The organism is Bradyrhizobium sp. STM 3562 (genome assembly GCF_045571435.1).
Lineage (GTDB): Bacteria > Pseudomonadota > Alphaproteobacteria > Rhizobiales > Xanthobacteraceae > Bradyrhizobium.
Window position 1 is genome coordinate 66,046 of sequence record NZ_CP120694.1, and the last position, 15,241, is coordinate 81,286.

Annotated in this window: 15 protein-coding genes; 9 read left to right on the forward strand and 6 right to left on the reverse strand. The window is 65.3% G+C overall.

Annotation, left to right across the window (positions count from 1 at the left end; all coding sequences use genetic code 11):
* The first annotated feature begins 117 nt into the window (after positions 1-117).
* Complete coding sequence (locus tag P6U23_RS00290; protein WP_407177655.1) at positions 118-1,119, forward strand: 2-hydroxyacid dehydrogenase; 1,002 nt, start codon at positions 118-120, stop codon at positions 1,117-1,119.
* A gap of 97 nt (positions 1,120-1,216) precedes the next feature.
* On the opposite strand, the gene P6U23_RS00295 is transcribed toward P6U23_RS00290, so the two are convergent.
* Positions 1,217-2,131 (reverse strand): LysR family transcriptional regulator, encoded by a 915-nt coding sequence (locus P6U23_RS00295; protein ID WP_407177656.1) that lies wholly within the window; start codon positions 2,129-2,131, stop codon positions 1,217-1,219.
* A gap of 119 nt (positions 2,132-2,250) precedes the next feature.
* On the opposite strand from P6U23_RS00295, the gene P6U23_RS00300 reads away from it, so the two are divergent.
* Positions 2,251-3,255, forward strand: coding sequence for an aldo/keto reductase (locus P6U23_RS00300; protein WP_407177657.1), 1,005 nt, complete (start codon positions 2,251-2,253; stop codon positions 3,253-3,255).
* Positions 3,256-3,450: 195 nt separating this feature from the next.
* Here the strand turns inward: P6U23_RS00300 and P6U23_RS00305 are convergent, their stop codons facing one another.
* Positions 3,451-4,251: a HesA/MoeB/ThiF family protein gene (locus P6U23_RS00305; RefSeq protein WP_407177658.1), complete on the reverse strand. Its 801-nt coding sequence runs from the start codon at positions 4,249-4,251 to the stop codon at positions 3,451-3,453.
* A gap of 140 nt (positions 4,252-4,391) precedes the next feature.
* On the opposite strand from P6U23_RS00305, the gene P6U23_RS00310 reads away from it, so the two are divergent.
* Entirely contained in the window at positions 4,392-5,756 is a 1,365-nt protein-coding gene (locus tag P6U23_RS00310) for a serine protease (RefSeq protein WP_407177659.1), read from the forward strand.
* Between the two features lie 85 nt (positions 5,757-5,841).
* Here the strand turns inward: P6U23_RS00310 and P6U23_RS00315 are convergent, their stop codons facing one another.
* Entirely contained in the window at positions 5,842-6,150 is a 309-nt protein-coding gene (locus P6U23_RS00315) for a hypothetical protein (protein WP_407177660.1), read from the reverse strand.
* A 42-nt stretch (positions 6,151-6,192) separates the two neighbouring features.
* Complete coding sequence (locus P6U23_RS00320; RefSeq protein WP_407177661.1) at positions 6,193-6,765, reverse strand: GNAT family N-acetyltransferase; 573 nt, start codon at positions 6,763-6,765, stop codon at positions 6,193-6,195.
* A gap of 284 nt (positions 6,766-7,049) precedes the next feature.
* Between P6U23_RS00320 and P6U23_RS00325 the strand changes: the two genes are divergently transcribed.
* The gene (locus P6U23_RS00325; protein ID WP_407177662.1) at positions 7,050-7,841 is read left to right on the forward strand and encodes an AAA family ATPase; all 792 of its coding nucleotides are present in this window, start codon (positions 7,050-7,052) and stop codon (positions 7,839-7,841) included.
* Positions 7,842-7,869: 28 nt separating this feature from the next.
* Here P6U23_RS00325 and P6U23_RS00330 read toward each other — a convergent pair whose 3' ends face one another.
* Positions 7,870-8,784, reverse strand: coding sequence for a DMT family transporter (locus P6U23_RS00330; RefSeq protein ID WP_407177663.1), 915 nt, complete (start codon positions 8,782-8,784; stop codon positions 7,870-7,872).
* 94 nt (positions 8,785-8,878) lie between these two features.
* Between P6U23_RS00330 and P6U23_RS00335 the strand changes: the two genes are divergently transcribed.
* Positions 8,879-9,652 carry an AraC family transcriptional regulator gene (locus tag P6U23_RS00335; protein WP_407177664.1) on the forward strand — a complete coding sequence of 258 codons (774 nt, stop codon included), beginning with the start codon at positions 8,879-8,881 and terminating at the stop codon, positions 9,650-9,652.
* A 53-nt stretch (positions 9,653-9,705) separates the two neighbouring features.
* On the opposite strand, the gene mutM is transcribed toward P6U23_RS00335, so the two are convergent.
* Complete coding sequence (gene mutM, locus P6U23_RS00340; protein ID WP_407177665.1) at positions 9,706-10,611, reverse strand: bifunctional DNA-formamidopyrimidine glycosylase/DNA-(apurinic or apyrimidinic site) lyase; 906 nt, start codon at positions 10,609-10,611, stop codon at positions 9,706-9,708.
* A 301-nt stretch (positions 10,612-10,912) separates the two neighbouring features.
* On the opposite strand from mutM, the gene ubiE reads away from it, so the two are divergent.
* Genes ubiE through dut form a run of 4 tightly spaced genes read left to right on the forward strand, consistent with a single transcriptional unit; the run spans position 10,913 to position 15,185 of the window.
* Positions 10,913-11,674: a bifunctional demethylmenaquinone methyltransferase/2-methoxy-6-polyprenyl-1,4-benzoquinol methylase UbiE gene (ubiE, locus tag P6U23_RS00345; RefSeq protein WP_407177666.1), complete on the forward strand. Its 762-nt coding sequence runs from the start codon at positions 10,913-10,915 to the stop codon at positions 11,672-11,674.
* Entirely contained in the window at positions 11,671-13,245 is a 1,575-nt protein-coding gene (gene ubiB, locus P6U23_RS00350) for a 2-polyprenylphenol 6-hydroxylase (protein WP_407177667.1), read from the forward strand. The genes ubiE and ubiB overlap by 4 nt, the downstream gene beginning before the upstream one ends.
* A gap of 57 nt (positions 13,246-13,302) precedes the next feature.
* Positions 13,303-14,730 carry a bifunctional phosphopantothenoylcysteine decarboxylase/phosphopantothenate--cysteine ligase CoaBC gene (gene coaBC, locus P6U23_RS00355; RefSeq protein WP_407177668.1) on the forward strand — a complete coding sequence of 476 codons (1,428 nt, stop codon included), beginning with the start codon at positions 13,303-13,305 and terminating at the stop codon, positions 14,728-14,730.
* Positions 14,727-15,185, forward strand: coding sequence for a dUTP diphosphatase (dut, locus tag P6U23_RS00360; RefSeq protein ID WP_407177669.1), 459 nt, complete (start codon positions 14,727-14,729; stop codon positions 15,183-15,185). The genes coaBC and dut overlap by 4 nt, the downstream gene beginning before the upstream one ends.
* Positions 15,186-15,241 lie beyond the last annotated feature (56 nt).

Here is a 15,241-nt window from a genome sequence, read left to right on the forward strand (position 1 = left end):
AGGCCCTCTGACGACCTGAGGCAGATCGGGAACCCCAGGAAACGCCGGGACCAAGCGGCCATGGCAGTGTCGAACAACCGGGTTAATGAGGTCTGAACGGCCTCATGAGTACAGGCCATGTCGGGTAAGAAAAAACCTCTTGTTGTCGTCACACGCAAGCTGCCGGATACGATCGAGACCCGCATGCGCGAATTGTTCGACGCGCGGCTCAATCTCGACGATACGCCAATGACGGCCGAGCAGCTCGCGGAAGCGGCGCGCACCGCCGATGTGCTGGTGCCGACCGTCACGGACGAAATCACCGCCGACCTTCTCAATGCGCCCGACTGCAAGCTGAGGCTGATCGCCAATTTCGGCAACGGCGTCGACAATATCGACGTCGCGGCGGCGCATGCGCGCGGCATCACCGTCACCAACACGCCGAAGGTTCTGACCGAAGACACCGCCGACATGACCATGGCGCTGATCCTGGCGGTGCCGCGGCGGATGATCGAAGGCTCGCTGATTCTGACCGAGGGGCGGAACTGGCCGGGCTGGTCGCCGACCTGGATGCTCGGTCATCGTATCGGAGGAAAGCGGCTCGGCATCGTCGGCATGGGCCGCATCGGGCAGGCAGTGGCACGGCGCGCCCGCGCTTTCGGCCTGCAGATTCATTACCACAACCGCCGTCCCGTAGCGCCGCGCATCGCCGAGGAACTCGGGGCGACCTATTGGGAAAGCCTCGACCAGATGCTGGCGCGGATGGACATCATTTCGGTGAACTGTCCGCATACGCCGGCGACCTTCCACCTGCTCTCGGCGCGGCGCCTCAAGCTGATCCGCAAGGACGCCTATATCGTCAACACCGCGCGCGGCGAGATCATCGACGAGGATACGCTGGTCAAGCTGATCGAAGCAGGCGACATCGGCGGCGCAGGCCTCGACGTGTTCGAGAACGAACCCGCGGTCAACCCGAAGTTCGTGCGCCTCGCGAAAGCCGGCAAAGTGACGCTGCTGCCGCATATGGGCTCGGCCACGATCGAGGGCCGCGTCGAGATGGGCGAGAAGGTCATCATCAACATCCGCACCTTTCTCGACAACCACAAACCGCCGGATCGCGTGCTGCCCAGCATGCTCTGAGACAACGGCCTGTGGTCATGGGTCCCGGCTCGCGCGGAGCCTGTCATCGGGCCGCGCTTTCGCGTGGACCCGTTGGCTTGGCCGGGACGACGGCAAACTATTTGCCGCTCCGCCGCTCCCGCTTGCGCCATTCTCCGACGAAGGCGACGAACGCGGCGAGCGCGGGCGGTGGCTGGCGACGGCTCGGGTAATAGAGAAACGGCCCCGGGAACGGCGGACACCAATCCTCGAGCACGCTCACGAGCGCGCCCGACTTCACTGCCTCGCGGACCCAGCCCTCGAACGTCATCCAGAATCCGACGCCATCGATGGCCGCCCGCAGCGCCAGCGGCTGATAGACCGCGATCAGGCTTGCCGGCGGCGACACTTTGACGATACGGCCCGCCTTCTCGAATTCCCAATCCAGCATGGTGCCGCTGCCGAAGCGGGTGCGGATCGCGGGGTGATCGAGCAGGTGGTTCGGCTCGGTCGGCAATCCATGCTGCGCAATATATTGCGGCGACGCCACGACGGCGTAGCGCTGCGGCGGACCGAGCGACACTGCGATCATGTCCTGCGCGAGATGCTCGCCATAGCGTACGCCGGCATCGAAGCTGGCGCCGACGATATCGACGAACGTGCTCTCGGCGGCGATCTCCAGGTCGACTTTGGGGTAGGCCCGCAGGAACGGACCGACCATCGGCGCCAACACCAGGTCGACCGCCGGCGGCGGCGCGTTGATGCGGAGCCGCCCCGATGGCGCCTCTCGCAGGCCGCGCACCTGCTCCAGCGCCTCGTTCACCTCGGTCATCGCCGGCCCCACGCGCGCCAGGAGCATTTCGCCGGCCTCGGTGACCGCGACACTGCGGGTGGTGCGGTTGAGGAGGCGCACGCCGAGCCGCTCCTCGAGCTCGCGCAGTCGCTGGCTGAGGCTTGAGGTCGAGACCCCCTGCTCGCGGGCTGCGCGGCGGAAATTGCGGGTGCGGGCGACGGCGACAAAGGCCGCGAGATCGCGGTAATCGAAGTCAATCATTGTTCGGTATACTGAACAAGATGTTCAGCATTGTCTAGCTTATCAGCGCAATAAGACACCCTCATATCAGTGGCAACTTCAACTGCGGGCATTGGCCCGCCTCTTCGAGGAGAGCCACGATGGAGAGACGCAGACTCGGTTCGACCGGCCCCAGCGTGTCGGCGATCGGCCTCGGCTGCATGGGCATGTCGGACTTCTATGGCCCCGCCGACCGCAGCGAGAGCATCGCGACCATTCATGCCGCGCTGGATGCCGGCATCACCCTGCTCGACACCGGCGACTTCTATGGCATGGGCCACAATGAAATGCTGATCGGCGAAGCGCTCGCCGGCCGTGACCGCGATTCGGTGCAGATCTCGGTCAAGTTCGGCGCGTTGCGCGATCCGGCCAAGGGCTGGTTCGGTTATGACAGCCGCCCGGTCGCCGTGCGCAATTTCCTCGCCTATTCGCTGCAGCGCCTCGGCGTCGACTACATCGATATCTATCGCCCGGCTCGGCTCGATCCGTCGGTGCCCATCGAAGAGACCGTGGGCGCCATCGCCGACATGATCAAGGCCGGCTATGTCAAGCATATCGGGCTGTCCGAGGTGGGCTCGGAGACCATCCGCCGCGCGCATGCGGTCCATCCGATCTCGGATCTACAGATCGAATACTCCCTGGTCTCACGCGGCATCGAGAGCGACATCCTCAAAACCTGCCGCGAGCTCGGCATCGGCATCACAGCCTATGGGGTGCTGTCGCGCGGACTGATCAGCGGCCACTGGTCGAAGGACCGTTCTGGGCAAGCGGATTTTCGCAAGATGAGCCCACGCTTTCAGGGCGCCAATCTCGACGCCAATCTCACGCTGGTCGAGAAACTGCGTGCAATCGCCGAAGACGTCGGTGCCACGCCCGCGCAGCTCGCGATCGCCTGGGTGGCCGCGCAAGGCGCTGACGTCGTGCCGCTCATCGGCGCCCGCCGCCGCGACCGGCTGACGGAAGCGCTTGGCGCGCTGGATGTCGTGTTGACGCGGGACGATCTCGCCGCACTCGCCAAGACCTTCCCACCCGGCATCGCCGCCGGCGAGCGTTATCCGGAATCGCAGCTCGCGCACATGGACAGCGAGCGAAAGCTGACGGCGTGAACGTCACCGGCGCGCGTCTTTACCTCTCCCCGCTCGCGGGGAGAGTCGGATCGCATCAAAGATGTGATCCGAGTGAGGGGGAGTCTCCGCATGCTCCACTCTCACTGAATTCGCGGAGATAGCCGCTGACCCTGACCCTCTCAGTGCTAGCTTTGCTCGTCGCGCCCCCATGAAGGACGGGAAGAGGGAGGAAGGTCACACATGCGCGCTGAGATCGGTGATCGTCAGCCCATCGCCGTTGAGCGGATTGTTCGGATCGCGCGCATAGCGGAGCGTTTCAAAACGCATGGTGCGCGCGTCCACCATCAACAGCCGTCCGACCAAGCCTTCGCCGAAGCCGACGATCTCACGGATGGCCTCCAGCGCCATCATCGAACCCAGCATGCCCGCGAGCGCACCCATGACGCCCGCTTCGACGCAAGGCGGCACGGTGCCGGGCGGCGGCGGTTCGGGAAACAGGCAGCGATAGGTCGGGTTGAACTCGCCGTTCGCGTTCCTCTCGTGCGCCCGGATGGTGGTGAGCGAGCCGTCGAAAGTCCCGAGCGCAGCCGTGATCAGCGGTTTCGCCGCGAGGAAGCAGGCATCGGAAACCAGATAGCGCGTTTCAAAATTGTCGGAGCCGTCGAGCACGAGATCATAGCCACCGATGAGATCGAGCGCGTTGTCCGCCTTGAGCCAGGTGGCATGCGCGGCGAAGCGGACATGCGGGTTGAGCGCATGGATGCGCTCGGCCGCGGTGTCGACCTTGCGTCGCCCGATGTCGGGCGTGGTGTGAATGATCTGGCGCTGCAGATTGGACAACGAGACCACGTCGTCATCGACCACGCCAAGCGCGCCGACACCGGCCGCCGCCAGATACATCAGCGCGGGCGCGCCCAGGCCGCCGGCGCCGATCACCAGCACGGAGGCCTCCTTCAGAGCGGTCTGCCCAGGACCGCCGACCTCGCGCAGCACGATGTGGCGGGCGTAGCGCTCGAGTTCTTCCTCGCTGAACATGGTCTTGCCACTCCTTACCTTGTTCGCCTGCCGCCCCTCACGATGAGGATACCGAGTTTTCCATGAACCCTGGCGCTGTTGTTGCCGACCAACGAGATGTGCTTAAGCCAGAGCAAGTTCAATCGCCTGCGGGATTTGTCATGAGAGCGATGCTCGCCGCAATGGTCTTCCTGACCTCGACCGTTCTTGCGCAGGCGCAGATGAGCCAGCCGAGCACCGTCGGCACCAAGCCGAAGCAGGTGGCGACCACGCCGGTCCGCCCGGCCGTGCAGACGCCGACCGACAGCGCCAACGCCATGGCGCAGGCCGAACGGCTGGCGCTGCAATCCGACCTCGCCTGGGTCGGCGAATATAACGGCGCCATCACTGGCGACGTCAGCGAGCGCATGGTCGCCGCGATCAAGGAATACCAGAAGTCCCACGGCGGCAAGCCGACCGGCGTGCTCAATCCGCAGGAGCGCAGCGTGCTGGCCGAGACCGCACGGCGGCGCCAGGAGAATGTCGGCTGGAAGATGGTCACCGATCCCGTCACCGGCGCGCGTCTCGGCATCCCCACAAAATTGGTGCCGCAGCAGTCGAGCGACGCCACCGGCAGCAAATGGAGTTCGCCGACCGGCACCATCCAGATCCTGTTGACCCGGCGCAAGGAAGCTGATCCCACCACCACAAAGCTCGCTGACCGCGAAAAGAAGGAGCCGGCAGGACGCAGCGTCGACTACACCGTGATCAAGCCGGACTTCTTTGTTCTCTCCGGCCTGCAGGGCCTGAAGAAGTTTTATGTGCGCGGCACTTTCAGGGGCGATGAAGTCCGCATCATGACCATCCTCTACGATCAGGCAACCGAAAATACCGTCGAGCCCGCGGTGATCGCCATGTCGAGCGCGTTCAATGCGTTTCCGCCGGCCGCGCAAGCCGGAGGTCCGCCGCCGCGCCGGACGGTCGAATACGGCACAGGCGTTATCGTCAGCGACGACGGCGCGATCGTGACGGACCGCGAGGTCACCGACGGCTGCATCGCCATCACCATTGCAGGCTTCGGCCATGCCGACCGCGTCGCCGACGACCCCGAGCACGGGCTTGCGCTGTTGCATATCTATGGCGCGCGCAGCTTGAAGCCTTTGTCACTGGCGAGTAGTGCAGCAGCAGCGGCCGTTGACGTCATCGGCATCGCCGATCCGCAAAGCCAGGGCGGGGCCGCGGCGGTGAGCATCATCAAGGCGCAGCGGTCGCAAGTCGGAGAGGCCGGCGATGCCGCGCTATCCCCGGCGCCAGGGCTCGGCTTTTCCGGTGCCGCAGCACTCAATGATGCGGGCAAGTTTGCCGGCATCGCGCTGCTGAAGCCGGCGACCGTCGCCGGGCCATCGAACGCCACGGCCGCAGCCCAGGCCGCGCTGGTCTCGCCGGAGACGGTTCGTACTTTTCTCAAGGCGAACGGCATTGAGGCGAATGGCTCGTCGACAGACGCCAAGAGCGCCGTAGTCCGCGTGATCTGTGTGCGGAAGTAAGCAATTCCTCGCCACGTCCGGCGTGCGGAAGAGATCAGGCTGCCTTGATGCTTCTCAGGAACGGCCGCAAGCTCCCCAGTCTTGATCATGTTCTCTTTGAAGACAACGACGGCGTGGCCATGAGCCCGATCTCGTCCTGCTTGTCGGCGGCATCCGCAGTCAAGAGGTAGGCGCGGATGGCGCCGATCGCCATCGCCATGCTGCCGCGCAGATCGGCGAAGTCGATCAAGAGGCTCTTGCGTCCATCAGTCGACAGGACGTTGCTTTGGGTTCGGTAGAATGCTGCCGCGTCAATGTTCAGCGCGCGCAGAGCACGGGCCGCGCGAAAGCGCTGCCGTAAGGCGAAGCGGGCGACAGCAGCATTGATGGCACTGCCACCGGCCGCCGCTCGCATCGAAAGATCCTGCCCGTCGGATTCCGCCGGCCTAGCTAACCGTCACTTCCGGCCCTTTTGATGCGCCTGCCGGGCCAGCCAGCTATCGCGGGTGACTTCCCACTTCTCCGAGACCTTCTGGCCGCTGTGGTTCTGCAGCTCGACATAGCCCATGAATCTCGCCCCGGTCTTTTCCTTCACCCGGCGCGAGGCCACGTTGGTGACGACGTTGCAGGCGTAGAAGCGCTCAAGCCGCAGCGTGCCGAATACGAAGTCGTCGACCGCCGCTACTGCCTCGGTCATCAAACCCTGGTTCCAGTACGGCTCCGCCAGCCAAAAGCCGCGGCTGCCGTTCGGAAGGTCCGCCTGCGGCTCGAAGCGAATATTCCCGATCGCCTCCCCGTCGCCCGAGCGCAGCACCAGGACCCACTGATAGATCTCCTCGCCCGCGGCGATCTTCTCCAGCTCGCGTTTGATGAAGGTCTCGGCGCCATCAGCCGGATAGGGCCAGGGAACGATCGTCGCCAGGTTCTTGATGATGTTCCAGTTGTTGAAGTGACGCTGAATCGCCGGCGCGTCCGATAGCGCAAGCGGTCGCAGGATCAGTCGCCGGGTCTCTAGAGTCGGAGTTTCCATCAATCTTCTCACCGCGGGATGAGTGGTCTTGGACTAATCAGCCCGCTCCATCTTCGTGCTCCAGGTAGCGCAGCCGCGACATCACGCACGATCGTACTCGTACGGAGTTGTCACGACTGGCATAATCGGTCATCCTCGGCCATTAGCGAATCGGACTACCGCGATCTCCCTCTCCTTGGGATCGGGCCGGAACGTCCTGAGCGAGAATCGCTCCGCATCGCGAAAGGCGATGCAGCTCAGTGTGGCGTATCCGCAAAACCCCGTAAACTCCTAAGGATAGCTCCATGTATACGATCGTTTTGGCCACCCAAAAGGGCGGCAGCGGCAAGAGTACGCTCGCCATCGGGCTCGCGGTGGCGGCGAGGGGCGCCGGACACAACGTCCGACTGATCGAAACCGACAAACAGGGCACGCTCTCGAACTGGCAGGCCCGCCGCGGCCTGGCCGAACCGATCGTCGAGGCCGTCTACAATGCCGGAGATATCGAGCGGCGCTTACAGGCTCTGGAACGCGGCGGCGTGACGCTCACCGTGATCGATACCGCGAGCGGCACCAATGCCGCGACCACGGCCGCCATCCGCTACTCCGATCTCTGCATCATTCCCGCGCGCCCCAGCGTCGCCGACATCGAGGCGATGGTGCCGACGCTGGCCGTGGCCCGCGCCTGGCGCACCCCGTTCGCCTTCGTGCTCAACCAGACGCCGATTCGCGGCGGCCATCGCGTGAACGACGCGAGTTCGGTGCTCGACGAGCGGGCGCCGCGCGATCTCGCCGAGGTGTTGGCGCAGCCCTTCATCGTGATGCGCAACGACCACCAGGACGCGCTTGCTGCCGGCCTTGCCGTGAGCGAATACGCGCCATCGGGCAAATCCGCCGTGGAAATGCGCGAATTGTGGCAGTGGATCGACAACAGGCTGCACGGCTCGACGGTGGCCCAGGACGAAACTGCGAGCGAATTCAGGGAGGAGCCGTTCCGATTCGTGTTCGCAGAGACTTCTGCCCGGCCGACTGCGCCGGCGGTCCCGCCGCCTTCGGTCTGGCGAGACATCGACCCATCCTGGGACGCTTGCCTTTAGCGTGCGCTGTGAAACGCAAGGCGCTCACTCACTCGGCCGCCAGCGCCGCGCGGCGGAGCAAGGGGCGCCTGACGATCTGCGCGACGGCGACGCCGAGCAGGGCGAGCCCGCCGCCGACGACGTGATAGGATCGAATCGGCTCGCCGAGCACCACGATGGCGCCGGCAGCCGTGAACACGGGCAGCAAGTTCATGAATACGGCACAGCGATTGGGCCCGAGATGCTGAACGCCGCGGACCCAGAAGAACGGCAGCACCACCGAGGCTAGACCGCCGGCATAGGCGATCAACGGCAGGGTATCCCGGTTGAGCTCACGCAGCGGCGCCGGGGTCGCAAGAAAGGCCGGAAACATGATCGCGAGCGCGCATAGCGCCTGCAGATAGGTGGATTGCCAGCCGGTCACGCCGAGATTCCAGCGCTTCAGCAACACCCCGTAAAGCGCGTAGACGACAGCGGCCAGCAGCATCAAGGGGTCGCCGACATGAACACCGGCATGCACGAGCGAGGCGGGGCTGCCGCCGCTGACGAGGTACACGAGCCCGGCCAGCGATAGGAGGCCGCCACCCACCATGCCGACCGTCGGCGGTTCGCCCAGCAGCAGCGCGCTGAGGCCAACGGTCAGCAGCGGGGTCAGCGCGGTGAAGACCGCCATGTTCGTCGCCGTGGTCGTTTCCGCCGCCAGATAGGACAAGCTCTGGAAGAGACACATGGCGAGAAAGCCGAGGATGACGAACTGCCCGAGATGCGGCCAGATCGCGTGCCGGCTGCGCCAGGCCGGGCCGGCGACGAACAGACTCATCAGGAGAACCGCGAGCAGCAGGCGATAGAAGGTGATGGCCTGCGGGCCGATGCTGTGCACTGACAGCCGCGAGACGATGACATTTCCCGCCCACAGGACGATGGCAAGGAAAGGATAGAGGAAGGCAGCATTGCGCTTGAGCATGAGACCTCGCGAGACGGGGGGCAGGCCTGTCTGTTAACGAATCGCGATCTGGTCAGTCTCGCGGTAGAGTGACGAGATCTAGCGAGATTGGGACATGCTCGACGAGCTGGTAAGACGTCACCTCGACTATCACGCGACCCCGCGGCCAATCGCGGCGATGGAGATCGATTATCCGAACGGCACGTCGACCGGATTGCACGCGCATCCACGCGACCAGCTTCTTCATGCGATTACAGGCGTCATGATCGTTCGTTCCGCCGCCGGCTCCTGGGTTGTGCCGCCGAATCGGGCACTCTGGCTGGTCGCGGATCTCGAACATGAGGTGCAGATGTGCGGGGAGGTGAAGATCCGCACGCTGTTCGTCGATCCGGATGCGGCGCCGCATCTGCCGCGAGCAAGCTGCGTCATCGCCGTCTCGCCGCTGCTGCGCGAATTGATCGTTGCCGCCGTCGCCGTGCAGACAGAATATGCGAAAGGCTCGCGCGACGAGCGCCTTCTACGTCTGCTGCTCGACGAGCTCAGGGAGTTTGACGTGTTGCCGCTCCATCTCCCTGCGCCGCACGATCTCCGCTTGCGGACGATTTGCCAAGCGCTGACCTCAACGCCCGACGACATCGCGACCGCCCAGCAATGGGCCGACCGGATCGGCGTGACGGCGAAGACGCTGCACCGTCTGTTCTCGAAGGAGACCGGCATGACCTTCGGCCAGTGGCGGCAGCAGGCGCGGCTCCTGTTTGCCTTGCAGCGGCTCGCGCGCGGCGAGAAGATCATCGACGTTGCACTCGACAGCGGCTATGCGAGCCAGAGCGCTTTCACCGCGATGTTCCGCAAGCATTTTGGGATGCCGCCCAGCGCCTTCTATCGATAGTCGAACGACATGAGCGCCCGGGCCGGCGCATCGACGGCTCCTCCACGCTCATCTCACTTCTGGCACTTCGGGCACCAGAAGGTGGAGCGGCCGTTCTGAGTGAAGCGGCGGATGATGCCGCCGCATCCCTTGGTCTGGCACTTTTCGCCTTCGCGGTCGTAGACCTGAAACGAATGCTGGAAATAGCCGAGGTCGCCGTTGGCCTGCCGGTGATCCCGCAACGATGATCCGCCGGCCTTGATCGCCTCATTGAGCACCGCGTGGATCGCCTCCACCAGACGCGCCGCGTGCTCGGTCGGCTCGCCACCGGCAACGCTCCTGCGTTGCCCGGCCTTGGTGGCAAGTGTTGCCGCCAGGCGGCGCGGCGACAGATGAGCGCGGTACAAGGCCTCGCACACATAGATGTTGCCGAGCCCCGCAACCACGCTCTGGTCGAGCAGCGCGGCCTTCAGGCTCGTCTTCTTGTTGGCACAGGCGCGCGCCAGCATGACGGCATCGAATTCGTTGCCGAGCGGTTCGGGGCCGAGCCCCTGCAACAGCGGCTCCTCGTCGATCGCATTGCGCGCGATGATCTTCATGTAGCCAAAGCGCCGCGGATCGTTGAAGACGACATCCGCGCCCGAGGACATGTGAAACACCACATGGTCATGGGCCTCGTCCTTGTCGCGCGGGTGGTGAAACTGGCCGGGTGCCTGCTCCTCGCCCGCTTTCCGGATACGAAACGACCCGGACATGCCCAAATGCATCAGCAAGACGTCGCCGGAGGCGAGATCAGCGAGCAGATATTTGGCCCGCCGCCCCAGGCCGGTGACCGTCTGGCCCTGCAGGCGGTCGGCAAAATCCTTCTGAAACGGAAATCGCAGGTCCTTGCGGCGGGCTTCCGCCTTGACGATTTTGGCCCCTTCCATCACGGGCTGCAGGCCGCGGCGGACGGTTTCGACCTCGGGCAATTCGGGCATTTTCTCTCGTTCACCTTATGTGGATGACGTGATACCGCCATTGCGCCGGGCGCGCTATGGTCCCGGCGCGGCAAGTCGCCGCCGTCGCGAGCGCCGCGAAGCGGGGAAGCAGTCGGTCTTGGACGCCGTCGTTCCGGGCCGATGCGCCGGCATCGAAGCCCGAAAATCGCGAGATTCCGGGTCTGGTGCCGATGCACCATCCCGGAATGACATAGCCAGTGTGGCCTCGCTGCGCTCGCAATGACAGGCCAAATGTCCTATGTCCGCATCGATCCCGCGGGCACCTCCAGGACTACGAGTAATGAGTCAACCGGACCAGACCACGCATTTCGGCTTTCGAGACGTGCCCCTGGGCGACAAGCAGACGCTGGTCAACCAGGTGTTTCACAGCGTTGCCTCGCGCTATGACCTGATGAACGATCTGATGTCGATGGGCCTGCACCGGGTCTGGAAGGACATCATGATCAACACCCTCAATCCGCCGCAGAGTGATGCGCCCTTTGCGCTGCTCGATGTGGCCGGCGGCACCGGCGACATCGCTTTTCGCGCGGCGAAAGCCTCCGGCGCCGGCTTTCATGCTACCGTCTGCGACATCAACGAGAATATGCTCAATGTCGGGCGCGAACGTGCGCTTCTCCAGCATCTCGACGACCGGGTGTCGTTTGTCGACGGCAATGCGGAGGCGCTCGCCTTTCCCGATCGCAGCTTCGATGGCTACACCATCGCCTTCGGCATCCGGAACGTGCCGCGCATCGATCTGGCGCTGAAAGAGGCGTTTCGCGTGCTGAGGCCCGGCGGACGCTTTCTGTGCCTGGAATTTTCAACCGTCGAGGTGCCGGGGCTCGATCGGCTTTACGATCTATTCTCGTTCAAGGTGATCCCGCCGCTCGGCCGCGTGGTGACGGGCGATGCCGAGTCCTACCAGTATCTCGTCGAGTCCATCCGCAGATTTCCCAAGCCCGCCGCTTTCGCCGACATGATCCGCGCCGGGGGATTCTCGCGCGTCGGCTGGCAAATGCTGTCCGGGGGCATCGTGGCACTGCATTCGGGCTGGCGTTTGTGATTTCGGCAGCAACCCATGTCTTGCGGCTGACCCGCGCCACCTTTGTGCTGGCGCGCGAAGGCGTGTTCGGCGTCGTCGACCCCGCGCTGGTGCCCCCGCCAAGCCAGCTCGCGATCAAGATCGCGCGGCTGATCGAGCGGCGCGGCGCCAAATCCGGCCCCAGGCTGTCGCGCGCGCTGGAGCGGATGGGCCCGGCCTATCTGAAGCTCGGCCAGTTTCTGGCAACGCGCCCGGACGTGGTCGGCGTCGGGCTGGCGCGTGACCTCGAAAGCCTGCAGGACCGGCTGCCGCCCTTCCCGCAGGACGAAGCCGAGGCTGTGATTGAAGCCTCGCTGGAGCGGCCGATCAAGGAAGCCTTTGCCAGCTTCGGTCCGGCGGTCGCGGCAGCCTCGATCGCACAGGTGCATCGCGGCGAGGTGTTGCGCGACGGGGTGCGCCGCCCGGTTGCGATCAAGGTGCTGCGGCCGAATGTGGCCACCCGCTTCCGCCGCGATCTCTCCGACTTCTTCTTTGTCGCACACAAGGCCGAGGCGCATTCGGCGGAGGCGCGGCGATTGCGGCTGGTCGAGGTCATCAACACCATGTCGCGCTCGGTCGCGATGGAGATGGATCTGCGGCTGGAGGCGGCCGCGCTCTCCGAGATGGCGGAAAACACCCAAGGAGATCCGGATTTCCGCGTTCCCGCGGTCGACTGGGACCGCACCACCCACAACGTGCTGACGATGGAGTGGATCGACGGCATCCCGCTGTCGGATCATGCGCGCCTGTTGCAGGCCGACGTCGACCTCCCCGATCTCGGCCGCAAGGTGATCCAGAGCTTTTTGCGCCACGCGCTGCGCGACGGCTTTTTCCACGCCGACATGCATCCGGGCAATCTGTTCCTCGACGATGAGGGGCGGCTGGTGGCGGTCGATTTCGGCATCATGGGCCGGCTCGGCACCAAGGAGCGCCGCTTCCTCGCCGAAATCCTGCTCGGCTTCATCACCCGCGATTATCGGCGCGTCGCGGAGGTGCATTTCGAGGCCGGCTACGTGCCGCCACACCATTCAGTCGAGAATTTCGCGCAAGCCATCCGCGCCATCGGCGAACCGATCCACAACCGCACCGCCGAGGAAATCTCCATGGCGCGGCTGCTGACGCTGCTGCTCGAGGTCACCGGCCTGTTCGACATGCGCACCCGGCCTGAGCTGATCCTCTTGCAGAAGACGATGGTCGTGGTGGAGGGCGTGGCACGCAGCTTCGATCCCAAGCTCGACATCTGGCGGATCGCCGATCCGGTGGTGCGGGAGTGGATCGAGCGCAATCTCGGCCCGATGGGACGCATCCAGACTGCGGCAACCGGCGCCGGCGAGCTCGCGCGGGTGTTCGCGGGACTGCCGACCATCGCCGGCCGTGCGGTGGCCGTGCTGGAGCAGCTCGAGCGCATGACCCGCGAAGGGGTGCACCTGTCACCGGAAACCATCGCCGCCATGGGGCGCAGCGAAAGCAGGAAGACCCGCTGGCGCACCGTCGCGCTCTGGATCATCGCCGCCACGTTCATTGGCATCCTCGTTGCCGTCACACGCCTCTGATTGCATTGCAATCAACGTAGTGCTAGCATTGCAGTCACCGCCACCTCGGAAGCTGCCATGGCCAGCCTGACCATCCGAAAGCTCGATGACGCCATCAAAGCTTCTCTCCGCCTGCGCTCGGCCAGGAACGGCCGCTCGGTCGAGGAGGAAGTCCGGGTGATCCTGCGCGAGTATCTGGATGATAACCCGGTGACCGCGACGGCCGCTCCGGCATCGTCGGCAATGGCGCCTGCTGCATCCCCGCAGCCTGCCCGTGCTGCGGGCGAGGCCCGCGTCACCCTGATCATCGGCGGCGGAATCGCGGCCTATAAGGCGCTGGATCTGATCCGGCGGCTGAAGGAGCGCCATATTCGCGTGCGCTGCGTGCTGACCAAGGCGGCGCAGCAATTCGTCACCGCGCTTGCGGCCAGCGCCCTCTCCGGCGAGCGCGCCTATACCGACCTGTTCGATCCCGAGAGCGAGTTCGACGCCGGCCATATCCGCCTGGCGCGCGACTGCGACTTGATCGTGGTGGCGCCGGCGACCGCCGACCTGATGGCGAAGATCGCGCATGGTCATGCCGATGATCTCGCCAGCGCCATTCTGTTGGCCGCGAGCCGGCCGATCCTGCTCGCGCCCGCGATGAACCCGATGATGTGGAGCAATGCGGCCACGCGCCGCAACGCCGAGCAGCTCAGGCGCGACGGCATCCATTTTGTCGGCCCCAATGCGGGCGAGATGGCGGAAGCGGGCGAAGCTGGCGTCGGCCGCATGGCCGAGCCCTTGGAAATCGCGGCCGCCGCGGAGCGCTTTCTGCGCCCGGTGGCGCCGCAGCCGCTCTCCGGCAAGCGCGTGCTGATCACGGCCGGCCCCACGCACGAGCCGATCGATCCCGTGCGCTACATCGCCAACCGCTCCTCCGGCAAACAAGGCTTTGCGATTGCCGCCGCCGCACGCGCCGCCGGCGCCGAGGTCACGCTGATCGCAGGCCCGGTCGAACTCGACGATCCCAACGGCGTTGCGGTGGTGCATGTGGAATCCGCCCGCCAGATGCTGGAGCGTGTGGAAGCGGCGCTGCCGGCGGATGTCGCGATTTTCGCCGCCGCGGTCGCCGACTGGCGCGTCGCGCATGAGGGCGGGCAGAAGCTGAAGAAGACTTCAGGTCACCTGCCGCCGCCGCTTGAACTGGTCGAAAACCCCGACATCTTAGCGACCATCTCGAAACTGAAGGAAAGGCGGCCGGGCCTCGTCATTGGTTTTGCCGCCGAAACGCAACATCTCATCGCCAACGCCAAGGCCAAGCTGGAGCGCAAGGGCTGCGATTGGATCGTCGCCAACGACGTGTCCCCCGCAACCGGCGTGATGGGCGGCGACCGCAACACCGTGCATCTGATCAGGCGCAAAGGTACCGAGGTCAGTGTCGACGACTGGCCGATCATGACCAAGGACGAGGTCGCCGTCGCGCTGGTCGCGCAGGTCGCCGAAGCAGTAGGGAAGCCCGCATGAGCAGCGCCATCAAAGTCGAGGTTCTGCGGCTGCCGCATGGCGAAGGCCTGCCACTGCCCGCCTATCAGACGACGCATGCGGCCGGACTCGACCTGCTGGCGGCGGTTCCCGAGACCGCGCCATTGGTGCTCGGGCCGGGCCAATACGCGATGGTGCCGACCGGCCTCAGCATTGCGCTGCCGGAAGGCTATGAGGCCCAGGTGCGGCCGCGCTCGGGTCTCGCCGCCAAGCATGGCGTGACGGTGCTGAACGCGCCGGGCACGGTGGATGCGGATTATCGCGGCGAGATCTGCGTGCTCTTGATCAATCACGGCCGCGCGCCCTTCACGATCCGGCGCGGTGAGCGCATCGCGCAAATGGTCATCGCAGCCGTGTCGCAAACCGAACTCATTCCGGTGAAGTCGCTCTCGCCCACCGAGCGCGGCGGCGGCGGATTCGGTTCGACCGGCCGCTAGGACGTGATGAGTTTTGGTTGGATCGGTCCGCGCCGCGCACGCGGCTCACCTCTCCC

Coding starts and splice junctions, on each gene's coding strand:
- P6U23_RS00290 (WP_407177655.1), top strand. CDS start 118: ATGTCGGGTAAGAAAAAACCTCTTGTTGTCGTCACACGCAAGCTGCCG.
- P6U23_RS00295 (WP_407177656.1), bottom strand. CDS start 2,131: ATGATTGACTTCGATTACCGCGATCTCGCGGCCTTTGTCGCCGTCGCC.
- P6U23_RS00300 (WP_407177657.1), top strand. CDS start 2,251: ATGGAGAGACGCAGACTCGGTTCGACCGGCCCCAGCGTGTCGGCGATC.
- P6U23_RS00305 (WP_407177658.1), bottom strand. CDS start 4,251: ATGTTCAGCGAGGAAGAACTCGAGCGCTACGCCCGCCACATCGTGCTG.
- P6U23_RS00310 (WP_407177659.1), top strand. CDS start 4,392: ATGAGAGCGATGCTCGCCGCAATGGTCTTCCTGACCTCGACCGTTCTT.
- P6U23_RS00315 (WP_407177660.1), bottom strand. CDS start 6,150: ATGCGAGCGGCGGCCGGTGGCAGTGCCATCAATGCTGCTGTCGCCCGC.
- P6U23_RS00320 (WP_407177661.1), bottom strand. CDS start 6,765: ATGGAAACTCCGACTCTAGAGACCCGGCGACTGATCCTGCGACCGCTT.
- P6U23_RS00325 (WP_407177662.1), top strand. CDS start 7,050: ATGTATACGATCGTTTTGGCCACCCAAAAGGGCGGCAGCGGCAAGAGT.
- P6U23_RS00330 (WP_407177663.1), bottom strand. CDS start 8,784: ATGCTCAAGCGCAATGCTGCCTTCCTCTATCCTTTCCTTGCCATCGTC.
- P6U23_RS00335 (WP_407177664.1), top strand. CDS start 8,879: ATGCTCGACGAGCTGGTAAGACGTCACCTCGACTATCACGCGACCCCG.
- mutM (WP_407177665.1), bottom strand. CDS start 10,611: ATGCCCGAATTGCCCGAGGTCGAAACCGTCCGCCGCGGCCTGCAGCCC.
- ubiE (WP_407177666.1), top strand. CDS start 10,913: ATGAGTCAACCGGACCAGACCACGCATTTCGGCTTTCGAGACGTGCCC.
- coaBC (WP_407177668.1), top strand. CDS start 13,303: ATGGCCAGCCTGACCATCCGAAAGCTCGATGACGCCATCAAAGCTTCT.
- dut (WP_407177669.1), top strand. CDS start 14,727: ATGAGCAGCGCCATCAAAGTCGAGGTTCTGCGGCTGCCGCATGGCGAA.